Source organism: Streptomyces sp. AV19, assembly GCF_015999245.1.
Lineage (GTDB): Bacteria > Actinomycetota > Actinomycetes > Streptomycetales > Streptomycetaceae > Streptomyces.
The window spans coordinates 16,341-39,205 of record NZ_JAEAMR010000016.1 but is presented as its reverse complement, the minus strand read 5'-3'; the positions used below and the strand labels follow the sequence as shown (position 1 = coordinate 39,205).

22 protein-coding genes are annotated in these 22,865 nt (G+C 74.4%); 17 read left to right on the top strand and 5 right to left on the bottom strand.

The window, feature by feature from the left end; translation table 11 throughout:
* Positions 1–2 precede the first annotated feature (2 nt).
* Positions 3–518, bottom strand: a complete 516-nt coding sequence (locus tag I5Q34_RS24685) for an EF-hand domain-containing protein (RefSeq protein ID WP_199894605.1) — start codon at positions 516–518, stop codon at positions 3–5.
* A gap of 313 nt (positions 519–831) precedes the next feature.
* Here I5Q34_RS24685 and I5Q34_RS24680 point away from each other — a divergent pair, with 313 nt between their 5' ends.
* The 8 genes from I5Q34_RS24680 to I5Q34_RS24645 all read left to right on the top strand — a co-directional run bounded on the left by I5Q34_RS24680 (position 832) and on the right by I5Q34_RS24645 (position 6,115).
* On the top strand, positions 832–1,257 hold the full coding sequence (locus tag I5Q34_RS24680) for a hypothetical protein (RefSeq protein ID WP_199894604.1): 426 nt from the start codon (positions 832–834) through the stop codon (positions 1,255–1,257).
* A 177-nt stretch (positions 1,258–1,434) separates the two neighbouring features.
* Entirely contained in the window at positions 1,435–1,566 is a 132-nt protein-coding gene (locus I5Q34_RS24675; RefSeq protein ID WP_199894603.1) for a lasso RiPP family leader peptide-containing protein, read from the top strand.
* A 6-nt stretch (positions 1,567–1,572) separates the two neighbouring features.
* Positions 1,573–3,414 carry an asparagine synthase-related protein gene (locus tag I5Q34_RS24670; RefSeq protein ID WP_199894602.1) on the top strand — a complete coding sequence of 614 codons (1,842 nt, stop codon included), beginning with the start codon at positions 1,573–1,575 and terminating at the stop codon, positions 3,412–3,414.
* Positions 3,411–3,674, top strand: coding sequence for a lasso peptide biosynthesis PqqD family chaperone (locus tag I5Q34_RS24665; protein ID WP_199894601.1), 264 nt, complete (start codon positions 3,411–3,413; stop codon positions 3,672–3,674). The genes I5Q34_RS24670 and I5Q34_RS24665 overlap by 4 nt, the downstream gene beginning before the upstream one ends.
* Positions 3,671–4,102: a lasso peptide biosynthesis B2 protein gene (locus tag I5Q34_RS24660; protein WP_199894600.1), complete on the top strand. Its 432-nt coding sequence runs from the start codon at positions 3,671–3,673 to the stop codon at positions 4,100–4,102. Before I5Q34_RS24665 ends, I5Q34_RS24660 begins: the two co-directional genes overlap by 4 nt.
* Positions 4,103–4,115: 13 nt before the next feature.
* Positions 4,116–4,253 (top strand): lasso RiPP family leader peptide-containing protein, encoded by a 138-nt coding sequence (locus tag I5Q34_RS24655; RefSeq protein WP_199894599.1) that lies wholly within the window; start codon positions 4,116–4,118, stop codon positions 4,251–4,253.
* A gap of 3 nt (positions 4,254–4,256) precedes the next feature.
* Positions 4,257–5,300, top strand: a complete 1,044-nt coding sequence (locus I5Q34_RS24650; protein WP_199894598.1) for an ATP-binding cassette domain-containing protein — start codon at positions 4,257–4,259, stop codon at positions 5,298–5,300.
* Complete coding sequence (locus I5Q34_RS24645; RefSeq protein ID WP_199894597.1) at positions 5,297–6,115, top strand: ABC transporter permease; 819 nt, start codon at positions 5,297–5,299, stop codon at positions 6,113–6,115. Before I5Q34_RS24650 ends, I5Q34_RS24645 begins: the two co-directional genes overlap by 4 nt.
* Before the next feature lie 163 nt (positions 6,116–6,278).
* Here I5Q34_RS24645 and I5Q34_RS24640 read toward each other — a convergent pair whose 3' ends face one another.
* Positions 6,279–6,566: a dsRBD fold-containing protein gene (locus I5Q34_RS24640; RefSeq protein WP_199894596.1), complete on the bottom strand. Its 288-nt coding sequence runs from the start codon at positions 6,564–6,566 to the stop codon at positions 6,279–6,281.
* Between the two features lie 205 nt (positions 6,567–6,771).
* Here I5Q34_RS24640 and I5Q34_RS24635 point away from each other — a divergent pair, with 205 nt between their 5' ends.
* The 4 genes from I5Q34_RS24635 to I5Q34_RS24620 all read left to right on the top strand — a co-directional run bounded on the left by I5Q34_RS24635 (position 6,772) and on the right by I5Q34_RS24620 (position 12,081).
* The gene (locus I5Q34_RS24635) at positions 6,772–6,948 is read left to right on the top strand and encodes a hypothetical protein (protein ID WP_199894595.1); all 177 of its coding nucleotides are present in this window, start codon (positions 6,772–6,774) and stop codon (positions 6,946–6,948) included.
* 77 nt (positions 6,949–7,025) lie between these two features.
* Complete coding sequence (locus I5Q34_RS24630) at positions 7,026–9,479, top strand: SpoIIE family protein phosphatase (RefSeq protein ID WP_277965455.1); 2,454 nt, start codon at positions 7,026–7,028, stop codon at positions 9,477–9,479.
* 176 nt (positions 9,480–9,655) lie between these two features.
* Entirely contained in the window at positions 9,656–11,221 is a 1,566-nt protein-coding gene (locus tag I5Q34_RS24625; protein WP_199894593.1) for an adenosine deaminase, read from the top strand.
* A 44-nt stretch (positions 11,222–11,265) separates the two neighbouring features.
* Positions 11,266–12,081: an alpha/beta fold hydrolase gene (locus tag I5Q34_RS24620; protein ID WP_199894592.1), complete on the top strand. Its 816-nt coding sequence runs from the start codon at positions 11,266–11,268 to the stop codon at positions 12,079–12,081.
* 14 nt (positions 12,082–12,095) lie between these two features.
* On the opposite strand, the gene I5Q34_RS24615 is transcribed toward I5Q34_RS24620, so the two are convergent.
* Positions 12,096–12,692 carry a TetR/AcrR family transcriptional regulator gene (locus I5Q34_RS24615; RefSeq protein ID WP_199894591.1) on the bottom strand — a complete coding sequence of 199 codons (597 nt, stop codon included), beginning with the start codon at positions 12,690–12,692 and terminating at the stop codon, positions 12,096–12,098.
* A gap of 119 nt (positions 12,693–12,811) precedes the next feature.
* Here I5Q34_RS24615 and I5Q34_RS24610 point away from each other — a divergent pair, with 119 nt between their 5' ends.
* Positions 12,812–13,354: a GNAT family N-acetyltransferase gene (locus I5Q34_RS24610; protein ID WP_199894590.1), complete on the top strand. Its 543-nt coding sequence runs from the start codon at positions 12,812–12,814 to the stop codon at positions 13,352–13,354.
* 3 nt (positions 13,355–13,357) lie between these two features.
* Here the strand turns inward: I5Q34_RS24610 and I5Q34_RS24605 are convergent, their stop codons facing one another.
* Positions 13,358–14,338 carry a CapA family protein gene (locus I5Q34_RS24605; protein WP_199894589.1) on the bottom strand — a complete coding sequence of 327 codons (981 nt, stop codon included), beginning with the start codon at positions 14,336–14,338 and terminating at the stop codon, positions 13,358–13,360.
* Between the two features lie 278 nt (positions 14,339–14,616).
* Here I5Q34_RS24605 and I5Q34_RS24600 point away from each other — a divergent pair, with 278 nt between their 5' ends.
* The 4 genes from I5Q34_RS24600 (at position 14,617) to I5Q34_RS24585 (ending at position 21,281) form a co-directional block, all read left to right on the top strand.
* Positions 14,617–16,479, top strand: coding sequence for a glycoside hydrolase family 15 protein (locus tag I5Q34_RS24600; RefSeq protein WP_199894588.1), 1,863 nt, complete (start codon positions 14,617–14,619; stop codon positions 16,477–16,479).
* 85 nt (positions 16,480–16,564) lie between these two features.
* Positions 16,565–17,308 (top strand): HAD family phosphatase, encoded by a 744-nt coding sequence (locus I5Q34_RS24595; protein WP_199894587.1) that lies wholly within the window; start codon positions 16,565–16,567, stop codon positions 17,306–17,308.
* The gene (locus I5Q34_RS24590; RefSeq protein WP_199894586.1) at positions 17,305–19,671 is read left to right on the top strand and encodes a glycoside hydrolase family 65 protein; all 2,367 of its coding nucleotides are present in this window, start codon (positions 17,305–17,307) and stop codon (positions 19,669–19,671) included. The genes I5Q34_RS24595 and I5Q34_RS24590 overlap by 4 nt, the downstream gene beginning before the upstream one ends.
* Positions 19,672–19,856: 185 nt before the next feature.
* On the top strand, positions 19,857–21,281 hold the full coding sequence (locus I5Q34_RS24585; RefSeq protein ID WP_199894585.1) for a hypothetical protein: 1,425 nt from the start codon (positions 19,857–19,859) through the stop codon (positions 21,279–21,281).
* 12 nt (positions 21,282–21,293) lie between these two features.
* Here I5Q34_RS24585 and I5Q34_RS24580 read toward each other — a convergent pair whose 3' ends face one another.
* Positions 21,294–22,826, bottom strand: a complete 1,533-nt coding sequence (locus I5Q34_RS24580; protein WP_199894584.1) for an FAD-dependent oxidoreductase — start codon at positions 22,824–22,826, stop codon at positions 21,294–21,296.
* Positions 22,827–22,865 lie beyond the last annotated feature (39 nt).

Below are 22,865 nucleotides of genomic sequence, written 5' to 3'. Positions count from 1 at the left end.
GGTCAGGCGGCCGTGGCGGTGGCGTACAGAACCGCGCCGGCGGGCGAGTGTTCCCCCGCGATGTGCGTGCGGATCGACATCAGGTAGTCGTGGCGGCCGACGCGCCCGTCCCCGTCGGTGTCGAGCGCGTCGAAGGCCGCCTCGGCGTTGCCGGCCGGATTGCCCAACGCCGTGCGCAGTACGACGAATTCGGAGCGGTCCACGGTGCCGTCCCCGTCGGTGTCGGCGAGGTCGAACAGCGCGCCGAGCGCGGGCGAGCAGATGGTGTCGAACGCCTCGACGCCGACCCACGCCAGGTACTCGTCCTCCGTCATCCGGCCGTCACCGTCCGCGTCCATCACCGCCCACGCCCGTTCACCGGCCGCGCGTGCGCGGACGACCATGGGATCCTCCTCGCCGCGTCGCGTCGCGACGGCCAGCCGGTCGATCCGCGTGAAGTAGTCGTGCCTGGAGATGACGCCGTCCCCGTCCGTGTCGAGCACGGCGAAGACCAGCTGCTTGGCAACGATTCCGTTCATCGAAATGCCCTTTCTCTGTACAGGTGTTGGTCCCTACCCGGTGCGCCGGTCCCCAAGGGGCTCGCGTGGTGCGCGCGGTGCGGGATCCGCGCACGGGGCGGGGCGTGCGCCGCGGGTGCACTGACGCGAGCCGGGCTGACGGGGAACGGCCGCGGGTAGGGCAGGGCCGATGGTGGATCAGGAGTGCCTTGGAGGGCGCGTGTTCGGTGGACGCAGAGCGGCGGTGGCATTGAGTTCCCTGGTGTTGGCGGGCTCTTCGTCGGCATGGGCTCCGGCCGGTGAGGCGGACGGGGGTGCGAGCAGAAGTGGTGTCGTGTGCACGGGCACCAGCCACGGCACGCACGAGCCGCCGCTGACCCTCGTGCCCCGCAGGACGCGTGTCCACGTCGACGCCACGTACTCCTGCACCGTCGCACCCGGCCGGACCGTACCGGCCCACGCCTCCCTGGACGGGGTCGCCCCGACGGCCTCCTGCCTCGCCCAACCCACCTCCCGTCCCACGGAGATCGTGCGGTACGCCGACGGGACCCGATCAGTGATCGTCTACGGCGAGGGGGCGACTCTCCGCGTCGCCGGAGTCCTCGTGACCAGGGTGACCGGCCGGGTCGTCGCGGGGCGCGGCGCGGGGCTGACCGCGCAGCGGACCACGCCCGCGCTGTCCGGCCAGCTGCCCACGGACTGCCTCGGCTCCGGCCTGCGCGGAGTCACCGGCTCCACGCAGCTGGAAATCGGGCCGTGAGAACTGAGACGGTGCCGTAAGCGAAACGATTGTCCGCCAAGAACTCCATACCTCTTTCCACCCCTGGGAGTGGAAATGCGCGCCGCGCGGCGTGGTGCGTTGACCGCCGGGCATTTCCTGTTTGCGGTAACCAATTCCCGAGCCGCCAGCGGCGAGGGTACGGAAAGAGGAACTCCCATGGAACGACAGGACATCTACGAGCCGCCCGCCCTCGCCGAGATCGGTGACTTCACCGAGCTGACCCGAGGCTTCATCAACGGGCAGCTGTTCGACTCGATGGGCTACTACTACTTCGGCACCCAGGGCTGACACCCCGTGTCCGGCGAGGCATGGTTCACCGTCCTCCCTGACGGCGATGCCGGTCTCGCCGCGGCGCGGGCCCTGCGTCCTCTCGCCACCCGGGTGGTCGACCACGACTCCGGCCGGCCGTGGCTGCTGGGCAGCTGGCCGGACGGATGGGTGAAGACCTCCCGGGCCGGGGCGGCGCGGCTGGCGGTGATCGGGCGCTGCCCGGTCACCGCCGGTGCCCTGGCGGTGGGCCTGAGACGGGTCCGGAAGGCCGAGGACGCCGAGTACGCCGTACGGGGCCTGGCCGGCAGCTTCCACGTGGTCGCGTCCGTCGGCCGGCGGGTCCGCGTCCGGGGCAGCGCCTCGGGGACGCGCCGCGTCTTCCACACCCGCGTGGGCGGCGCCACGCTCGCGGCCGACCGGTCCGCCGTACTCGCGCGGCTCACCGAAGCCGACGTCGACGAACGGCAGTTGGCGGTGCACCTGCTGTCCTCGCCGCCGCTCCACCCGCTGGACCGTACGTGCGTGTGGCAGGGCGTCCATGCGCTCCGGTCCCACGACTGCCTGCTGATCGAGGCCGACGGACGGGCCCGCGCGCAGCAGTGGTGGCGGGCTCCCGAGCCGGTCGTGCCGGCCGCCGAGGGGGCGCACGCCGTGCGGCGGGCGCTGGAGGCCGCGGTCCGCTCCTGCACCTCCGACGGCGGAACGATCAGCTCCGACCTCTCCGGCGGCCTGGACTCCACCAGCCTGTGCTTCCTCGCCGCCCGCGAACCGGCGCGCCTGGTCACGTTCCGCTGGGCGAGCCGGGACCCGGACAACGACGACCCCGCCTGGGCCGGCCGCGCGGCCTCCCGGCTGCCCGCCGCCGAACACGTCGTCGTCGGCAACGCCGACGCGCCGTCCTGGTACAGCGGCATCACCGACGCGATCGTCCCCACCGAGGAACCCGGCCCCTGGGTCCGCGACGCCGTACGCCTCGCGACCCTGGCCCGGTCGATGACCGGGCGCGGCTCCCGGCTGCACATGATGGGCGTCGGCGGGGACGAACTGTTCACCGCCTTCCCCTCCCACCTGCACGACTACATCCGCAGTGACCCGCTCGCCGCCGTCGGCCGCCTCCGCAGGCAGTGCGCCTTCCAGCGCACCCGGCTGTGGCCGGTCGTCCGCGGCCTCGCCGACCGCAGCACCTACGACCAGTGGCTGACCGCCTGGGCCGACGGCCTCACCGGTGCCCCGCCCCCCTCCCGGCAGCAACTCGCCGAATTCTCCGTGGACTGGGGCACGCGGCAGGACATGCCGTCCTGGGCGACGCCGGACGCGGTGCACGCCGTACGCCACCGCCTGTGCAGGGCCGCCTCCGCCGGCACCCCGCCGCTGGCCCGGCAGCGCGGCCAGCACGCGGCCGTCCTCTCCGTCCTGGCCGGCGGGTACGGCGTCCGCCAGCTCGGCCACGTCATGTCCCGCCACGGGCTGGAGTACGCCGCCCCCTTCCTCGACGACGGCGTCGTCGAGGCGGCCCTCGCCGTCCGCGTCGCCGAACGCCTCGCCCCCGACCGCTACAAGCCCGTCCTGGCCGGCGCGATGCGCGGCATCGTGCCCGAGGCCGTGCTGGCGCGCTCCACCAAAGGCGAGTACAGCGCCGAATTCCACACCGGCCTGCGCCGCAACCGCGCCGCCCTGCTGGAACTGTTCGACGACTCGCTGCTCGCCCGCGCCGGACTGATCGACACCGATGTCCTCCGGGCCCGGCTGCTCGGCGTGCATCCCGACCCCAACGCGCTGCGCGACCTGGACGCCACCGTCGGCTGCGAGGTCTGGCTCCGCTCGCGCCCCGGACGCACGGCCGTCACCACCGGAGGCCCGTCATGACCTTCGCCCTGCGCCCCGACGTCTCGGTGACCGACACCGACCACGGCATGGTGCTGCTCGACGAGTCCACCGGCCGCTACTGGCAGCTGAACAGCTCCGGCGCCCTCATCCTCCACGCCCTGCTGGACGGCGCCACGCCCCAGCAGACGGCCCGGCGGCTGGGGGAGCACTACCCCTCCCTCACCGCCGAACGCACCGCCGCCGACGTGGCGTTCTTCATCCGCTCACTGACCGAGGCCCGCCTGGTGGTGACCGCATGAGCACACCGATGGTCCCCGCCGCCCGGGACGCCCTCCGGCCGCGCGACCGGCTGCCGGCCCTGCTCGCGGTCGCCGCCGCGCGCCCGCTGGCCGGACTCGCGCCGCGCCGCATCCGCCGGGTGCTGTCGGCCGTCCGGCACGGGGCCCGGCCCGCCACGGCGGAGCAGGCCCTGGCCGCCCGCCGCGCGGTGGTCTCCGTGAGCGCCCGGTGCGCGGGGGAGGGCTGCCTGCAACGGTCCATCGCCACCGCCCTGTTGTGCCGCGTGCGCGGGGTCTGGCCGGAGTGGTGCACCGGCGTCCGCACCGAACCCTTCCGCGCCCACGCCTGGGTGCAGGCCGAGGGCCGCCCGGTCGGCGAGCCGCATTCGGACGGCTACTACCGGCTGTTGATGAGTGTCCCCGCGTCACGGGGCGTGGGGCGGAGGTAAGGAGAGTAAAACCATGGAACAGCACGAGACGTATGAGCCGCCCGCGATCGCCGAGGTCGGTGAATTCACCGTACTGACCTGCGGCATGAGTCCCGGCAGTTACTTCGACTACATGGGCGCCTACCCCTATTACCTGGCGGTAGGTGGCTGACCTATGAGCGGTGAGGCCCGGTACTCGGCGAACGCGGCCGGTCTTCCTGTCGGGCGGACCACCGCTGCCGGCCTCACCGCCCCATGTGCCGCGCAGGACGATCCGGCAGTCGCGGCCGCCACCATCCTCGCCCGGGACCTGCGCAAGACCTACCCCGGCGTCGAAGCCGTCCGCGGCGTGGACCTGACCGTGCGTGCCGGGGAGACCTTCGGGTTCCTCGGGCCCAACGGCGCCGGCAAGTCCACCACGATCGCGATGCTCTGCACGCTCGCCCGGCCCACCGCGGGCCGGGCGAGCGTCGCCGGCGCCGACGTGACCACCGACCCCGCCGCCGTACGCCGCCGCATCGGGCTGGTCTTCCAGGACCTCACCGTCGACGGCGACCTGACCGCCGCCGAGAACCTCCGCTTCCACGCCGACCTCTACGGCCTGCCCCGCCGCGCCGCGCGCCGCCGCGTCACCGAGATGCTCGCCCTCGTCGGCCTCCACGACCGCCGCGACAGTGCCGTCCGGACCTTCTCCGGCGGCATGAAACGCCGGCTGGAGATCGCGCGCGGACTGCTGCACGCGCCGCAGGTGCTCTTCCTGGACGAGCCCACCCTCGGCCTCGACCCGCACAGCCGCGCCCAGGTGTGGGAACACCTCCACCGCGTCCGCACCCGGCAGTCGGTGACCCTCTTCCTGACCACCCACTACCTGGAGGAGGCCGAACACTGCGACCGCATCGCCGTCATCGACGGGGGCCGCATCGTCGCCGAGGGAACTCCCGCCGCCCTCAAGGCCGTCGTCGGCGCCGACCGCGTCGCCGTCCGCACCGCCGACGACACCGCCGCGCTGCGCGCCCTGCGCGAACGCTTCGGCCTGCGGGTGCACGCGGACCGCGAAGGGCTGCTGGTCCACGTCCCGGACGGGGCGTCGTTCGTGCCCCGCCTGTGCGAGGGGCTCGGGGTGCCGGTGCTGTCGGTGGCCGTCACCCGGCCCAGCCTGGACGACGTGTTCCTCCGCTGCACCGGCCGCACCCTCCACAGTGCGGAGGACACGCGATGACGACCGCCGTGCGGGCGGTCCCCGGGGGCGTACGGCACGAGATGCGCGCCGTCCGGGTGGTCTGGCAGCGGGAGATGATGCACTTCCTGCGCAACCGCGGCCGGCTGGCCATCACGCTGGCGCAGCCCGTCCTCCTGCTGCTCGTCCTCGGCACGGGCCTGTCGGCCCTCGTCCCCGCCTCCGCGGGCGCCGGCGACTACCGCACGTACCTCTTCCCGGGCGTCCTCGTCATGACCGTGCAGATGCCCGCGATCGGCGCGGGCGCGTCCATCGTGTGGGACCGCGAGGCCGGCTTCCTGCGCGAGATGCTCGTCGCCCCCGTCCGGCGCGACGCCCTGCTGCTGGGCAAGTGCGCGGGAGGCGCGACCGTGGCGACCTGTCAGGGCGTGCTCGTCCTCGCCCTGGCAGGGACCGCGCACGTCCCCTACGACCCTGCCCTGTTCGCCACGCTGACCGGCGAACTCGCCCTGGCCGCCCTGGCCCTGACCGCCCTCGGAGCCGTCGCCGCCGTCTGCATCACCCGCATGCAGACCTTCCAGGCGGTGCTGGGCTTCGCCATGATGCCGATGCTGTTCCTCTCCGGGGCGATGTTCCCGCTCTCCGGCCTGCCGCGCTGGCTCACGGTGCTCTGCCTGGCCAACCCGCTGACGTACGCGGTCGATCCGCTGCGCCGGGCGGTGGCCGCGCACGCGCCCGGGGCCGCGTTCCCGTCCCCCGGCTGGCAGCCGCCCGTCGCGGCGGAGCTCGGCATCACCGCCGCGATCGCCGTGGCGGCGCTCGCGGTGGCCGCGCGCCGCTTCGCACGGCCGGGCTGAGCGCTCCGCCGGAAGTGCCGCGGCGGGTCGTCGGCCGGCTGCGGCGCCGTCGTGGCCGGTCGCGCCCACCGGCGGAGCCGCACGGCGAAAGGGCCCCGCGCCCCCTCGGGGCGCTGCCGAACCGCGCAGCGGAATTCGCCCGACCCGCTCAGGGCCCGGCTCCCTAAAGTTCCCATCCGTACATCGGCGACCTCCGCCCCTCCGGCCCGGACCCCCGCGCCGCCACGTCCCGCTGCGCCGTGCCGATCAGCTTGTCGCCCAGCTCCCGCAGTGCGCGGCCCGCCGCGAACTCGTCGCCGATCAGCCGGACGTCCGTGTCGTCGGGGGAGCGGTGGGCGACGCCCTGGCCGGTGAGGGACGTGGCGCCGGTGTCCAGGACCGCCCGGGCCTTGGTGGTCTCGCCGTCCTCGGTGAGGTTCACCTGGATCCGCCACTCCGTCGTGTGCTCCATGGCTGGCTCCTCGGTCGCGTCGAGTGTCTTCCCCGAGCCTGTCTTCCCCGAGCCCGACTCCATTGTGTCGCCGTCGAACAGATCCCGAACGTCCGGGACCGCCGTCCGCACGGAGGGTGATGAACGGTTGCGCACCGTGGCGCGACGGGCCTGGCGAATCCCCGGAACCGCTGCTGCGGACCGGCGCCCTGCCTAGTCTGGCCCCATGTCTCCCACAGCCTCGGACCGATCGCGCCCCGAGGAGATCAACGACGCCATCCGGGCGTTCCTCACCGACCGCGACGGCCATCCGCTGACCCCCGCGGAGCGCCGCCAGTACGAGGTGCTCCGGGCCCGGTGGCTGGAGGCCGTGCGCCGGCGGCACGGCCGCGCGGGACCGTGACCGCGCCGACGGCCGGACGCCCAACTCCACGGGGACCACAGGGCGAGCCGCGGTCCGGTTGTGCCATGCTCGGGAACGTGGCGAGCGAGTCTGTGCGGGACGACGAGTCCGGTGTTGCGCCCGATGTGGTCCAACTGGCCAAGGTCGTGGCCAAGTTACGGGCGGAGAACGAGCGGCTGGAGCATCTTGCCTCCACCGCCGCCGTGTTGGAGCGCGCCAAGGGCGTGCTGATGGCCCGGTCGGGCTGCTCGGCGCCGGCGGCGTACCAGGAGCTGACCCGGCGCGCGTCGTCCGGCGGCCGCACGCTGATGGAGGAGTGCTGGCGGGCCCTCGGCGGCATGGGCCGCGACCACGCCGTCACCGAGGCGGCCGGGGACGTCCCGGAAGAGGACCCGGCACGCGGCCACGGGTCCGTCTTCGACTCGGCCCGGTACGTCCGGCGGACGGTGCCGGGGCCCAGGGGCCCGGAGACGACGGGCGCCGCGGTCCTGCGCGAACTGGGCGAGGGGCTGGCCGGCGTCACCGACGCGCAGGAGCTGGCCGGCCGGCTGCTGGACCACCTGGCGGGGCCCCCGGCCGAGGCCGACGCCGTGATGCTCTTCGTGCGCAACGCCGACGGCACGCTGGAGCTGGGCGGGCACGCCGGCGTCGGGGCCACCCTCGCCGCCCAGTGGCGCCACGTCCCGCCCGTCGCCGGCATCGCCGCCCTCGACGTCATCCGTTCAGGTGAAGCGATCTGGCTGGAGGACCTCGAACAGGACGGGGGACGGCACCATCTGCCGGCCGACGCCCCGCATCGATGGCCCACCCGCGCCTGGCTCCCCGTGGTCACCGACGGCACCACCACCGCGGCCCTGGGCGTGCTGCGCACGGTGGACGCGCCCTTCGGCCCCGACGTCCGCGGGCTGCTGGAGGAGGCGGCCGGGCTGTGCGCCGGAAGCCTCCGGGCCTGCGGCGCGCCCCCGCGCCAGTCCGCCGACCGCACCGCACGGCTCGTCCAGCCGGTCCTCGACGCCCTCCCGGGGGCGGCCGTGCTGCTCACGCCGATGCGGTCCGCGACCGGCGAGGTGGAGGACTTCCGCATCGACGCCGCCGCCCCGCGGTCCGTCGACGTGGCCGGCCGGCGCGGCCACCAACTGGTGGGGCTGCGCGTCCTCGAGTGCTACCCCACCCTGGCCGGCACACCGGCGTGGCAGGGCTACCTGGACACGCTGCGGACCGGACGGCCGTACGCGTGCGCCCCCTGCCCCTACGAGGAGGTCGCCCCCGGCGTCCGGAGGATCTCCACCTTCTCGGTGCGCGCCACGAGACTGGGCGACGCGCTCGTCGTCACCTGGACCTGCCACGACGGCGCGAGGAGGCAGCGCGAACTGCTCGGCGACGTCCAGCGGCTGGGCAACCTCGGCTGGGCGGACTGGAACCTCGTCACGGACACCATCACCTGGTCGCAGCAGGTCTACGCCATCCTGGACCGCGATCCGGCCCGGGGCCCGATGACCCTGGAGGAGCTCCCGCGCCACCTGCTGCCCGAGGACCTCCCGGCCTTCGGACGGGCGATCCGCGGACTGCTCGGCGCCGGCACCCCCGTGGACCACCCGTTCCGGATCACCACGCGGTCGGGCGTCCGGCACCTGAGGGTCGTCGCCGAGGCGGTGCTGGACGCCCAGGACGAGCCCGTCGAGGTGCACGGCTTCGTCCAGGACATCACCGCCCAGCGGCTCGCCGAGCTGGCCCTGATGGAGACCCAGCAGGCCGTCCTGGCCCAGCGCACCGTGCTGCAGGCCGAACGGACCGTCGCCGCGCGCCTCCAGCAGGCGCTGCTGCCGCTGCCCGGCCAGTCGCTGAACCTCGCGGACCTGCGCGTGGACGTCGCCTACCTGCCCTCGCACGACGACCTCAACGTCGGCGGAGACTGGTACAGCGCCCTGGAACTGCCCGACGGCAGCGTGCTCTTCGCGATCGGCGACGTCGCCGGGCACGGCATCGGCGCCGTCGCGGCCATGGCGCAACTGCGCTTCACGGCCAAGGGGATGGTCTTCACCGGGTCGGAGCTCACCGACGCGCTGCGCCGGCTGAACGCCCTGCTCCTGCACGCCCCGGAGGGGAACCACACCACCGCCACCATGGTGCTCGGCCGCTACGACCCCACCGCCCGCCGCCTGGCCTGGGCGCAGGCCGGACACCTGCCGCCGCTGCTGGTGCGCCGGGGCACGGCGGAGTTCCTGACGCCGCCCGGGGGCGTGCTGCTCGGCGCGGTCGCGGAGCCCTCCTACGGCCGGGCCGAGTGCCGCCTCGAGCCCGGCGACCACCTGCTCCTCTACACCGACGGACTGGTCGAACGCCCCAGGGAGCTCCTCGACGAGGGCCTCGCCCGCCTCGCCGGGGCGGCCCGGAGCGAGCTCGGGGGACCGGGCCCCGGCTCCCTCGACGCCCTGCTGGCCCGGCTGCTGCCCAAGGAACAGCGCGACGACGTCTGCCTGCTGGACATGCACCTGCCCCGGCGGCCCGCCGCTCCGCCCCCGCCCGTGTGAGGCCCGACTCCCCCGGGAATCCGCCCGCTTGGCGGTACGGCCCCCGGGGCCGGCGTCAACTGGACAGGGGTGACGGGCCCGTTGTGCGGGCCCTGGGGCGTTGCCATGGTGAACGGGTCGGCCAGACGGTAGACCAGTGTCGTCATCGCAGGCAACGGCCACCGCCAGGAGGTCCGGTGAACCATCGACGTGTGCTGCTGCGCAGTGCTCTGGCTGCGGTCCTCTGCGCGGCCGTCCTGCCCGCCTGGGGGGCACCGGAGCGGGCCCGGCGGGGCGAGAACGCGGCGGAGGCGGCCACGGCCGCGTACATGGAGGAGGTGCGCGGCCGCCCGCGGGCGCTGCGGGCGTTCCTCCGGGCCCTGCCCAAGGGCGCCGACCTGCACAACCACCTGGGCGGCGCGGCCCCCACGGAGCTGATGCTGGAGCTGGCGGCCCGGGACGGCCTCTGCGTCGAGGAGGGCTCGCTGCGGGCGGTCGTGCCGCCCTGCCGCGCGGGCGGCGGCAGACCGGCCGCGGACGCCCGGCACGACGCGGCGTTCCACCGCAGGCTCGTACGGGCCTGGTCCATGCAGGACTTCGTGCCGGGCCGGGAGACCGGGCACGACCACTTCTTCGCCACCTTCGAGAAGTTCGAGGAAGTGGAGACCGGCCACATGGGCCGGCTGCTGAGCGAGATCGCCGACCGGGCCGCCGAACAGCACCAGTTCTACCTGGAGACGATGGTCAGCCACCCCGCGGAGGGGGTGGCCGCGCTCGCCGGCCGGACCGGGTACGACCGGGACCTGGACCGGCTGCGGCGCAGGCTGCTGGCCGGCGGCGGGCTGGACGGGCTCGTCGAGCGGGCCCGTGCCGCGACGGACCGGGCGGCGGCGGAGTTCCGCGCCGCCTCCCGCTGCGACACGCCCCGGCCGCACGCGGGCTGCGGGCTGCCGGTCCGCCTCATCACCCAGGTGGACCGCGCCGCCGCCCCGGAGCAGGTCTTCACCGAGCTGCTGCTCGGCTTCGAACTCGCCCGCCGGGACCCGAGGTTCGTCGCGGTGAACCTGGTGACCCCGGAGGACGGCGCGGTGGCCCTGAGGGACTACGGATTGCACATGCGCATGCTGGACCGGCTGCACGGCTGGTACCCGGAGGTCCACATCACCCTGCACGCGGGGGAGTTGGTGCCGGGCCTGGTCGGGCCCGAGTTCCTGCGCTCGCACATCCGGCAGGCCGTGCACACCGGGCACGCCGAACGGATCGGCCACGGCGTGGACGTGCTGTGGGAGGACGACCGCTCCGGGCTGCTGGCCACGATGGCCGCGCGGCACGTCCTGGTCGAGACGCCCCTGACGAGCAACTCCCAGATCCTGGGCGTCTCCGGCCGCCGCCACCCCTTCGGCCTCTACCGCCGCCACCGGGTCCCCGTCGCCCTGGCCACCGACGACGGCGGCGTCGAACGCTCGGACATCACCGCCGAGTACCAGCGGGCGGCCACCTCCCACCGCCTCGGCTACCGGGCCCTGAAGAACCTGGCGCGCACCTCCCTGGAGTACGGCTTCCTGCCCGGCCGCAGCCTGTGGCGCGGCCGCGACGACTTCACCGCCGTCCCCGAGTGCGCCCGCGACCGCCCGGGCGCCCCCCGGCCGGAGGCTCCGTGCGCGGCCGTCCTGGCCGCGAGCCCGAAGGCGGCGGTCGAGTGGCGACAGGAGGGCGCCTTCCGGGAGTTCGAGAAGCGCGTGGCCCGGCGCGAGGGGTCGTGACGCCGTTGCCGGGCACCCGTCCTCCAAGGCACCCTGGAGGACTCATGAGGACAGGTACGCTGACCGTTCCCGGCGCGGAGATCCATTACGAGGTGCGCGGCGCGGGCCCGCCCCTCCTGCTGCTCAACGGCGGGGAGGCCGACGCCGCCATGTTCGCGCCGCTGGCCGCCCTGATGGCCGAGGGCCACACCGTCATCACCTTCGACCCGCGCGGCCACTCCCGCAGCCGCCTCACCGCCTCGCCCGCCGAGCGGCGGATCGAGGAGCGCGGCCACGACGCCCACCTGCTGCTGGACGCGCTCGCCGGCGGCGAACCGGCGTACGTCTTCGGCACCAGCTACGGCGCCATGACCGGCATGGACCTCGTGGCCCGGCACCCCGGCCAGGTACGCGCCCTGGTCGCGCACGAACCGTTCGTCATCGACCTGCTGCCCGACGCGGACCAGTGGCACGCCCTGTTCCAGGAGGTGTGTGAACTCCACCGGCGCGAGGGCATCCGGCCCGCGCTGGACCGGCTCAGCCGGGCGATCGGCGTGGACGGGCCGCCGGAACCGGACGCGGAGGCGCTGCCCGCGCCGGTCCGGGAGATGCTGGCCCGGATCCACGCCAACGTGGAGACGGGCCTGACGTACGAACTGCGCTCCTTCTCCCGCTTCCGGCCGGACACCGACGCGCTGCGCGCGGCGCGCTTCACCCTGGCGCTCGGCGACGAGGGGCCGAAGACGCTCCTGCACCGCACGACGCGCACCCTGGCGGACCGGGTCGGCACCGAGGTCACCGGCTTTCCGGGCGGACATGTGGGCTACCTGACGCACACCGCGGACTTCGCGGTGGCGCTGCGCGGGGCCCTGACCGCCTGACGGTCAACTCCCGTTCAAGCGCGCTCGGTCGACAGTCCGTCGAGGAAGGAGTCGACCAGGGCGAGCTGGCGCCGCCCGGGGTAGCGGCCGGGGTCGAACAGGGCGTGGACGACGAGCCCGTGCGCGAAGGCCGCCGCCCCCGCGGCCGTCTCGTCCGGGTCCGTCCCCGGGGGCAGTTCGCCGCGCTCCCGGGCGGTGCGGACGTGCCCGGCGAGCTTGTCGCGCCAGCGCGCGAGCCGGGCCGCCTCGTCCATGCCCAGACCGTCGTCGGCGAGCGCGGCGTCCCAGGAGCTGACCCAGGCGCGGTTGATGGCGGTCATCTCCCCGGAGAGCGGCAGGACGTTCAGCAGGGCCGCGCGCAGCCCGGCCAGGCCCTCGGCCGGCGGGGTGTGCAGGGCGCGGTGCGCGGTGCGCTCCTCGGCGACGGCCAGGGCGTGGGCCACGAGCGCCCGCTTGCTGGGGAAGTAGTGGCTCACCAGGCCCGTGGAGGAGCCCAGTTCGGCGGCGACGGCGCGGATCGTCAGGCCGTCGAAACCGCGCTCCGCGAGCACCCGCCAGACCGCGTCGGACACGTCCCGTCGCTTCGCGTCGTGATCACCGCGTGCAGGCATGTGGGCTTCCCTTCTCCGTCGGGCGGGGCCTAAGGTGACGAGAGTACGTAACAAACGTTTGGAATGCATCCCGGTGTCTCAGGCACCGTGCGCATTTCGCGACCGATCGGAGGACTTCCGTGCTCAGCTCGTCCCTCGCCCCCGGAGCCGACCTGTGCCCCCTGGAGCCGTGGCAGGCCGAGGAGTTCGCGGCCTACGTCGCCGCCCACCAGGAGCACCTCGCGCCCTGGCTGCCGTGGGCGACCGACGTGACGAACACCGACGGGGCCCGCGCCTTCCTCCAGCGCTACGCCGACGCCCAACGTGACGACCGGGGGCGGCTCTTCGCGATACGGCTCGACGGAGCCCTGGTCGGCGGCACGCTGTTCCGGGTCTTCGACGTCCGCTCCGGCGTCTGCGAGCTGGGCGTGTGGATCAGCCCCGAGGCCCAGGGCCGGGGCCTGGTCACGGCCGCCGCGCGGAAGATGATCGACTGGGCCTTCGGGGCACGCGGCATGGCCCGCGTCGAATGGCGCGCGTCCGTGGACAACCACCGCAGCGCCGCCGTGGCCAAGCGCCTGGGCATGACCCACGAAGGCGTGCTCCGCCAGTCCTTCCCGGTCGACGGGGTCCGCCAGGACATGGCCGTGTGGTCCCTCCTGGCCACCGAGTGGGCGGCCTGACCGTCACCGGCCCCGCGCCCAGTCCACCGTCAGCCGTCCGTCGTCCCCGTCCGTGACGGTGGCGCCCAGCGCCGCGCTCGCGCGGACGAAGCGGTCGCGGATCCAGCGGCGCGCTCCCTCGCCCGCCTCGACCGTGTGGCAGTGGTCCAGGTACAGGGGGACGGCCTCCAGCCGGACCGGGACGGCGCCCTCGAAGGCGACGAGGAAGAGCAGGCCGAGGTCGTTGCGCAGGACCGGGTCCACCGCGTAGTCGTCGACGAAGTCGCCCATGTCGTAGAGCGTGCGGTGGCCGGCCCCGTGGAAGACGTGGGCCGAGTGGCCCGCGACCAGCGAGGCGCCGGCGGCATGCAGGACACCGGCGGCCTCGCGCACGTACGAGGGCGGCCGGGTGGTCATGTTGGGGCCCCAGTGCGGGGTCACGAGCACCGCGTCGGCCCCGCGCGCCGCCTCCTCGACGGTCCGGCTCAGCCAGGCGGGTACCCCCTGGCGCAGGTCGGCGAGGGCGACGCCCGGACGGCCGGGGCCGGCCGCGAAGTCCTCGGGGTGGTCGGTGGCGCCCACCACCGCCAGGCGCAGCCCACCGGCCTCCAGGACGGCCGGGGCACGGGCCCCGGCCTCGTCCCGTCCCGCGCCCACCACCGCGATCCCGGCCCCGGCCAGCAGCTCCAACGTGTCGCCGAGCGCGTCGTATCCGTAGTCGAGCGCGTGGTTGTTGGCGAGCGTCACGCAGTCCACGCCCAGCTCCGCCAGGACGCGGGCGGCCGCGGGCGGCGCCCGGAAGAAGAACGGCTTGTCGGGGTCGGGCCAGGGCTCACCGCGCTCCGAGACGCAGCACTCCAGGTTGAGGACGACCAGATCGGCAGCCGCGAGCGCCTCCCGCAGCCCCGGGCACAGCAGCGTCCCGGGCTCCGGCGCCGCCGCCAGCCGCTCGGCGACGCCGCGCCCCAGCATGGTGTCCCCGGCCAGGGCCACGGTCACGGTCACCGCCGCACCTCCCGCCTGTCTCCAGTCTCGGCGGGCCCGGGGTCACCGGCAAGGTCGGCGTCGCGGCACTTCGCGGAGTGGTGGTGCGGGGCCGGGGACGGCGCGAGCTTGCGGCCCGTCCGGCGATCGTATGGTCGAGAACGCACATCGGCCTGGCAACGAAAGGAATGGTCCGCGGTTCCGCAATGGAACGAAGGATTCCGTCGTGCGGCGGCAACACCCGACCGACAGAGGTACAACGGAGACAGCGATAACTCCCGGGACGGGAGGGACGTCCGATGACCTACGACAGCGGCCCGCGGCAGCGGGACTACCTGCCCATCGAGGACCACGGGATCATCGGCGACCTGCACACGGTCGCCCTCGTCGGCGCCGACGGCACCATCGACTGGTGCTGCCTTCCCCGCTTCGACTCACCCGCCGTCTTCGGCTCCCTGCTCGACGCCCGCCTCGGCGGCCATTTCGGCGTCACCGCCCGCGACGCCGAACGCACCCGGCAGATGTACATGCCCGACTCCAACGTGCTCCTGACCCGCTTCCTGGGCCGGAGCTCCGTCGCCGAGCTCTACGACTTCATGGTCCCCGACCACCCCTCCTTCCCCGAGCGGCGTGCCCGCCAGATCGTCCGCCAGGTGCGCGTACCGCGCGGCCGCGCCGTCCTGGAGGTGTGCTGCCGCCCGGCCTTCGACTACGCCCGCGCCCCGCACACCGTGACCGTCACCGACCACGGCGCCGTCTTCGCCGCCCCCGGCGGCGCCCTGGTGCTGCGCTCCTCCGTGCCCCTGGAACCCGCCGGCGACGGCCGCGAGGTCCGCGCGACCGTCGCCCTGGACCCCGGCAGCACCCTCGAACTCGCCGCCCAGTGGACCGAAGAGCCCGCGCCGCCCGCCCCCATCGACGGGCACGAGGCGGCCGTCCTGCTCGACAGCACCCTGGAGTACTGGGACCGCTGGGTGCGCCACTCCCAGTACCGCGGCCGCTACCGCGAAGCCGTCGAACGCTCCGCGCTCGCCCTCAAACTCCTCGTCCACCAGCCCACCGGTGCCCTCGTCGCCGCCCCCACCACCTCGCTCCCCGAACAGCCCGGCGGGGGCCGCAACTGGGACTACCGCTACACCTGGATCCGCGACGCCGCCTTCACCCTCTACGCCCTGATGCGCCTGGGCTTCACCGAGGAGGCCGCCGCCTTCATCGACTGGCTCCACCAGCGCTGCGTCGAGGCCCCGCCCGGCACCGGACTGCACGTCCTCTACGGCATCGACGGCCGCGCCGACCTCCCCGAGACCGTCCTCGACCACCTCTCGGGCTACTGCGGCTCCAAGCCCGTGCGCATCGGCAACGCCGCCGCCCGCCAGACCCAACTCGACATCCACGGCGAGCTGATGGACTCCGTCTACCTCTTCAACAAGCACGGCGAACCCATCTCCTACGAACTGTGGGAGGCGCTGGGCCGCCAGCTCGACTGGCTGGAGAAGCACTGGGAGGACCACGACGACGGCATCTGGGAGACCCGCGGCGGCCCCCAACGCTTCACCTACTCCGCCCTGATGACCTGGGTCGCCTTCGAACGCGCCCTGCGCATCGCCCGGCACCGCGGCATGCCCGCCCCCGTCGAGCGGTGGCGCGACAGCGCCGCCGAGGCGTACCGCTTCGTCCAGGAGCGCTGCTGGTCGCCGGAGCTCGGCGCCTACTGCCAGAGCGCCGACGGCCGGACCCTGGACGCCTCGCTGCTGGTCATGCCGCTGGTCAAGTTCGCCGGCCCGCGCGACCCGCGCTTCCTGTCCACCGTGCGCCGCATCGAGGACCAGCTGGTCAGCGACAGCCTCGTACGCCGCTACCGCACCGACGGCGCCGACGGCCTCAGCGGCGACGAGGGCACCTTCAACCTCTGCTCCTTCTGGTACGTGGAGGCCCTCGCCCGCGCCGGCCGCGTCGGCGAGGCCCGCTACATCTTCGAGAAGATGCTCACCCACGGAAGCCATCTCGGCCTGTACGCCGAGGAGATCGGCCCCGCCGGCGAGGCCCTCGGCAACTTCCCCCAGGCCTTCACCCACCTCGCGCTGATCAGCGCGGCCACCAACCTCGACCGGGCCATCACCGCGCACCGGGGCGCGGCCTCGGCACGCCGCTGCGGAGGCTGACGCCCCGGCCCCGGCCGAAAGCGCGAACGAGTGATTCACCCACCCCGGAGGCAGGCTGTGCGGCAACCCGGGAAGGGGGAACAGCGTGACCGCACTCGGCCTGCCCGCCCACGTCCGCGCCTGCCTGTTCGACCTCGACGGTGTCCTGACCAAGACGGCCGTCGTGCACGCCGCGGCCTGGAAGGAGATGTTCGACGCCTTCCTCGCCCGCCGCGACGGCCCCGCCTTCCGGCCCTTCGACCCCGTCGCCGACTACGACGAGTACGTCGACGGCAAACCCCGGGCCGACGGGGTGCGCTCCTTCCTCGCCTCCCGGCAGATCGTCCTGCCCGAGGGCACGGACGACGACCCGCCCGACGCCGACACCGTCCAAGGCCTCGGCAACCGCAAGAACCTCCTCGTCCTCGCCAGGATCCGCAAGGAGGGCGTGGAGGCGTACCCCGGCTCCGTCCGCTACGCCCGGGCGGCCCGGGACGCGGGACTGCGCCGCGCCGTCGTCTCCTCCAGCGCCAACTGCCGTGACGTGCTGATCGCGGCGGGCATCGAGGAGTTCTTCGAGGTCCGCATCGACGGCATCGTCGCCAAGGAACGCGGCCTGCCCGGCAAACCGCACCCCGACACCTTCCTCGCCGCCGCGAAGGAGCTCGGCGTCGCGCCCGGCGAGGCCGCCGTCTTCGAGGACGCCCTGGCCGGCATGGAGGCGGGGCGCGCCGGGGACTTCGGCTTCGTCGTCGGCGTCGACCGGGTGGGACAGGCCGAGGCCCTGCGCCGGCACGGCGCGGACACCGTCGTCGACGATCTCGCCGACCTGCTGGAGGACGCCACGTGATCACGCATCCGGCCTATCTCGTCGAGCCCTGGTGCCTGCGCGAGACCGAACTCAACCTCGACATCCTCTCCCAGAGCGAGTCGGTCTTCGCCCTCTCCAACGGGCACGTCGGCTGGCGCGGCAACCTCGACGAGGGCGAGCCGCACGGCCTGCCCGGCAGCTACCTCAACGGCGTCTTCGAGTTCCGCCAGCTGCCCTACGCCGAGGCCGGCTACGGCTACCCCGAGTCCGGCCAGACCGTCATCAACGTCACCAACGGCAAGGTGATCCGCCTCCTCGTCGACGACGAGCCCTTCGACCTGCGCTACGGCAAACTGCACCGGCACGAGCGGCTGCTGGACTTCCGCACCGGCCTGCTGCACCGCACCGCCGAGTGGACCTCGCCCAGCGGCCGCAGCGTCCGCGTCCGCTCCACCCGGCTGGTCTCCTTCAGCCAGCGCGCGGTGGCCGCCGTCGCCTACGAGGTCGAACCGCTCGACGGCGACGTCCGCATCGTCATCCAGTCCGAACTGGTCGCCAACGAGCCGATGCCCGCCAACGGTGCCGATCCGCGCACCGCGGCCCAGCTCACGGACCCGCTGGTGCCGGGGGAGACCCACGCCAACGGCACGCGTGTCCGGCTGCTGCACTGCACCGCCCGCAGCGGACTCAAGGTCTGCGCGTCCGCCGACCACGTGGTCGACGGGCCGGAGAAGACCGTGCTGGCGGCGGAGAGCAGCGAGAACCTGGCCCGGCTCACCGTGACCTCCCGGCTGGCGTCGGGGCAGCGGCTGCGGCTGGAGAAGTTCGTCGCCCACGGCTGGTCGGCGGCCCGCTCGGTGCCGGCCGTGCACGACCAGGTGGACGCCGCTCTCGCCGGTGCCGTCAGCACCAGCTGGGCCGGACTGGTGGACGAACAGCGCGAGTTCCTCGACGGGTTCTGGTCCCGCGCCGACGTCGAGGTGGACGGCGACGCCGAGATCCAGCAGGCCGTCCGCTTCGCGCTCTTCCACGTCCTGCAGACCGGCGCGCGCGGCGAGGCCCGCGCCCTGCCCGCCAAGGGCCTGACCGGGCCCGGCTACGACGGCCACTGCTTCTGGGACACCGAGATGTTCGTCCTGCCCGCCCTCACCTACACCGCCCCGCAGGCCGTCGAGCAGGCCCTGCGCTGGCGCCACAGCACCCTGCCCGCAGCCCAGGAACGCGCCCGCCAACTCGGCCTGCACGGGGCCGCGTTCCCCTGGCGGACCATCAACGGCGACGAATGCTCGGCCTACTGGCCCGCGGGCACGGCGGCCTTCCACGTCAACGCCGACATCGCCTACGCCGTGGTGCGCTACGTCTCGGCCACCGGCGACGACGCCTTCGACCAGGAAGTGGGCCTGCCGCTGCTGGTCGAGACGGCCCGGCTGTGGCGCTCGCTCGGCCACCACGACCACCACGGCGACTTCCACATCGACGGCGTCACCGGCCCCGACGAGTACAGCGCCGTCGCCGACGACAACCTCTACACCAACCTGATGGCCCAGCAGAACCTGCACGAGGCGGCCACCGCCGCCGAACGGCACCCGGACGCGGCCGCCGCGCTGGGCGTCGACGACGAGGAGACCGCGGCCTGGCGCGACGCCGCGATGCGGATGACCGTGCCGTACAACGAGGAACTGGCCGTCCACGAACAGTCGGCCGGCTTCACCGGCCACCAGGTCTGGGACTTCGCCGGGACCCGGCCCGACCAGTACCCGCTGATGCTGCACTTCCCCTACTTCGACCTCTACCGCAAGCAGGTCATCAAACAGGCCGACCTCGTCCTCGCCATGTCGGCGTGCGGCGACGCCTTCACCCCCGAGGAGAAGGCCCGCAACTTCGCCTACTACGAACCCCTGACCGTCCGCGACTCCTCGCTGTCCGCCTGCGCCCAGGCCGTGATGGCCGCGGAGGTGGGCCAGATGCGCCTCGCCTACGACTACATGGGCGAGGCGGCGATGATGGACCTGGAGGACCTGGAGGGGAACACCCGCGACGGCATCCACATCGCCTCCCTCGGCGGCACCTGGTACGCCCTGGTCGCCGGCTTCGGCGGGATGCGCCACCAGGGCGGGACACTCTTCTTCGCCCCCCGCCTGCCCGAACAGATCGGGCGCCTGGCCTTCACCCTCGTCTTCCGGCAGCGCCGGCTGCGGGTGGAGATCACCGGGACGACGGCCACGTACGCGCTGCTGGACGGCGAGGCCCTGGAGGTCGGCCACTGCGGCGACGCCTTCGAACTCACCCCCGAGGCCCCCGTGTCCCGCCGCATCCCGCCCCTGCCGCCCGGCCCGCCCCCCGAGCAGCCGCACGGGCGCTGCCCGGCCACCCGCAAGGCACCCCAGCGGCGCAAGGGGTAGCGGGAGGCTGTGACCCACGTCATCAACGGCGAGAGTGGAAGGGGCTGTTCCGATCCGGCCCGCGCGTGACATGATCCGGCCGGGTCTACCGGCATGTAGATCACGCCCCTCCGCCGTGTGTCCGGTCTCCGCGGTGTCGTGCTCCCGCGGATCCGACCCCCCTCACGTTCCGATGAGGACCCCCCATGCGCAAACTCGGCCAGAGAGTGCTCGTCCCGGCGCTGGCCGCCGTCTCCCTGACCCTCACGGCCTGCTCGTCGCCCGGCACGTCCCACGCCGGCGCCGTGGGGGACGTACCGAAGGAGCAGCCCCCGCTCATCGGTTCCCCGAAGTGGCACCTCGGTCCGGGGCCCACCGAGCCGGCACGGCGAGGAGCCGTGGCCGTGCCCACCGACGGCGCGGCGGCCGACCGGGACCCGAAGGCCGACCGGGACCTCAAGGTCTACTCGTTCGACCCCCGCACCGGACGCGCCGTCATCTCGTCCAAGGCATCGGCCGAGCCGGCTCCCGGGAGGCCGGTCCGGACCGGCGACGTCATCGCGAGCCCGCCCACGCGCGACGCCCCCCGGGGCATCCTGGCCGAGGTCACCGGGATCCTGGGCCGGACCGCGCACGGCACCGAGGTCCGCACCGCCCCGACCACGCTCGCCGCCGTGCTCGGTGACGCGAGGGTCGCGGGCACGGTCCCCGTCGATCCCTCCGAGGTCGAGGTCAGCCCGCTCGTCCCGGGTGTCAAGGTCTCCCGGTCCGGGCGCGGCGACGTACGCGACGGCCCCGAAAGCGCCCGCCTGCCGCCGGGCAGCCTGCGCGTCGACGTCGACACCACGATCCCCACCGGGACGGCCGCCACCGGCTTCGTCCGGCTCGCCCCGCAAGTCGAGTTCTCCTACGACGGCGGCGGCCCCGGCGGCGGGCCGAAGGCCGCCTCGCTCGCCCTGGCCGGGGACTGGGCAACGGGCTGGAAGCTCAAGGGGCGGGGTGCTTCGGCCACGCACGGCAAGCCCCTGCGAGTGCCGTTCGCCCGGCTCCGCGCCGATCCCGTCCTCCACGTCGGCGGAATACCCGTCGTCGTCAACCTCGACCTGACCTGCTACGTGCTGATCGACGCCGACGGCAAGGCCCGCTTCGCCATCGAACAGGGCGCCACGAAGGGCGACTTCAGGATCGGCGGCACCTACCGGGCGGATACGGGCTGGGCCCCCGAGGCCAAGGCCGGCTCCGGCACCTCGCGCGTCCGGGCCGCCGTCGACGGAGCGTCCGGCGTCAGGGCCGCCCTCGGCACCGAGGCGTCCGTCGGCCTCTACGGCAACCCCGGCCTCACCGGCGACCTCGCCGCCCCCTACGTACGCACCGAGGCGTCCGGCGGTGCGGCCTGGAAGCTGTCGGGGGGCGTGGAGCTCCAGGGAGCCCTGCTCCCGCAGTTGAAGGTCTTCGGCGCGCCGGCGCCCGGAACGCGACAGGCCCTGCCGCGCTTCCGGCGCGAGTGGAAGATCGACCGGGGAAAGGGGGCGATCCGCGTCCCCCGGCCGCCGCGGGACGCACAGAAGCCGCCGCCCGACGGCACGTTGGACCCGAAGGACAGGATCCCCGGCCTCCCCGGGACCGGTTGACGAACCCCTGCGTCACTCCCCGGAGTCCCGCTCCTCCAACGGCCGCACCGCGGGCCCCTGGAGGACCGAGCCGTCCGTGGCGAACCGCGAGCCGTGACAGGGACAGTCCCACGAGCGCTCCGCCGCGTTGAACGCCACCAGACACCCCAGGTGCGTACAGCGCGCGGCGAGCGCGTGCGCCGTCCCGTGCTCGTCCCGGTACACCGCGCAGTGCCGGCCGTCGATCCGCACCACCGCGCCCGTGCCCGGCGCGATGTCCGCCACGTGGTCCGCGCCGGGCGGGCGCAGCCGGTCGGCCACGAAGTGCCGTGCCACTCCTGCCTGGTGGCGCAGGAACGCCGGGGCCTCGCGCACCGCGCTCCGCAGCCGCCTCGGGTCGTAGAGGTCCGCCCACGGCGGCCGCCGGCCGCAGATCAGCTCCGCCAGCAGCGTCCCGGCCATCACGCCGCCGCTCATGCCCCAGCCACCGAAGCCCGTGGCCACCCAGGTGTGCCGCGCCCCCGGATGGAACGGGCCGACCAGCGGCACCGTGTCGGTGGAGTCGTTGTCCTGCGTCGCCCACCGGACCCCGGGCTCCAGCGCCGGGAAGCGCTCCCGCGCCCAGGCCGCCAGCCGGCCGAAGCGCGCGGCCACGTCGCCGGTGCCCGGCGTGAAGCTCTCCCCGGTGACGATCAGCAGCCGCCGCCCGCCGGACAGCGGGGCCGTGCGCACCGACCGCTTCCCGCCCTCCTCCGTCAGGAACATGCCGCCCGGGTCCTGCGCGGCCGGGATCGCGCCGGTGACCACCAGCTCGCGGCGCGGCGACAGCCGGGAGAACAGCAGCGCCCGGTCGAAGACCGGATGGTGCGTGGCCACGACCACGTCCCGGGCGGTGACCACCGCCCCGTTCTCCGCGCCCAGCCGGCACGGCGAGCCCTCGTGCAGCCGGGTCACCCGCGTGTGCTCGAACACCGCCCCGCCCCGCGCCACCACGTCCTCGGCCAGCGCCAGCAGGTACTTGCGCGGATGGAACTGCGCCTGGCCGGGGAGGCGGACGGCCGCCTCGACGCGGAACGGCAGCCCGGTCCGCTCCGTGAACGTGGCCTCCAGCCCCGCCTGCTCGGCCGCGTTGACCTCCTCGCGCACCGAGGACCGCCCCGCCGCCCGCGTCACGTACGTGTACGCGGTCCGCCGCTCCAGCTCGCAGTCGACGCCCAGCAGCGCCGCGACCTCGGCCACGTGCTCCACCGCCTCCTGCTGCGAGCGCGCGTACAGCCGCGCCCCCTCCGGCCCCCGGGTGCGCCGCAGCCGCGCGTACACCAGCCCGTGCAGCGCCGTCACCTTGGCGGTCGTCCGCCCGCTGACCCCCTCGGCGATCCGCCCGGCCTCCAGCACGGCCACCGACCGCCCGGCCCGCGCCAGTTCCCACGCGGTGCTCAGCCCGGCGATCCCACCGCCGATCACGGCCACGTCGACCTCGGTGCCCGACCCCGTGGCCAGCGGGGGATACGTCGTGGCGGGGGTCGTGGACATCCAGTACGACTCGTCGGAAGGCTGCGTCACCATGCGGGAACGGATTCCCGGCAGGCCCCGGGGTACCCGGAG

Bases quoted from the DNA above. Each gene is read 5' to 3' on its own strand.
- I5Q34_RS24685 (WP_199894605.1), bottom strand. From the start codon at position 518: ATGAACGGAATCGTTGCCAAGCAGCTGGTCTTCGCCGTGCTCGACACG.
- I5Q34_RS24675 (WP_199894603.1), top strand. From the start codon at position 1,435: ATGGAACGACAGGACATCTACGAGCCGCCCGCCCTCGCCGAGATCGGT.
- I5Q34_RS24665 (WP_199894601.1), top strand. From the start codon at position 3,411: ATGACCTTCGCCCTGCGCCCCGACGTCTCGGTGACCGACACCGACCAC.
- I5Q34_RS24660 (WP_199894600.1), top strand. From the start codon at position 3,671: ATGAGCACACCGATGGTCCCCGCCGCCCGGGACGCCCTCCGGCCGCGC.
- I5Q34_RS24655 (WP_199894599.1), top strand. From the start codon at position 4,116: ATGGAACAGCACGAGACGTATGAGCCGCCCGCGATCGCCGAGGTCGGT.
- I5Q34_RS24650 (WP_199894598.1), top strand. From the start codon at position 4,257: ATGAGCGGTGAGGCCCGGTACTCGGCGAACGCGGCCGGTCTTCCTGTC.
- I5Q34_RS24645 (WP_199894597.1), top strand. From the start codon at position 5,297: ATGACGACCGCCGTGCGGGCGGTCCCCGGGGGCGTACGGCACGAGATG.
- I5Q34_RS24640 (WP_199894596.1), bottom strand. From the start codon at position 6,566: ATGGAGCACACGACGGAGTGGCGGATCCAGGTGAACCTCACCGAGGAC.
- I5Q34_RS24635 (WP_199894595.1), top strand. From the start codon at position 6,772: ATGTCTCCCACAGCCTCGGACCGATCGCGCCCCGAGGAGATCAACGAC.
- I5Q34_RS24620 (WP_199894592.1), top strand. From the start codon at position 11,266: ATGAGGACAGGTACGCTGACCGTTCCCGGCGCGGAGATCCATTACGAG.
- I5Q34_RS24615 (WP_199894591.1), bottom strand. From the start codon at position 12,692: ATGCCTGCACGCGGTGATCACGACGCGAAGCGACGGGACGTGTCCGAC.
- I5Q34_RS24600 (WP_199894588.1), top strand. From the start codon at position 14,617: ATGACCTACGACAGCGGCCCGCGGCAGCGGGACTACCTGCCCATCGAG.
- I5Q34_RS24585 (WP_199894585.1), top strand. From the start codon at position 19,857: ATGCGCAAACTCGGCCAGAGAGTGCTCGTCCCGGCGCTGGCCGCCGTC.
- I5Q34_RS24580 (WP_199894584.1), bottom strand. From the start codon at position 22,826: ATGGTGACGCAGCCTTCCGACGAGTCGTACTGGATGTCCACGACCCCC.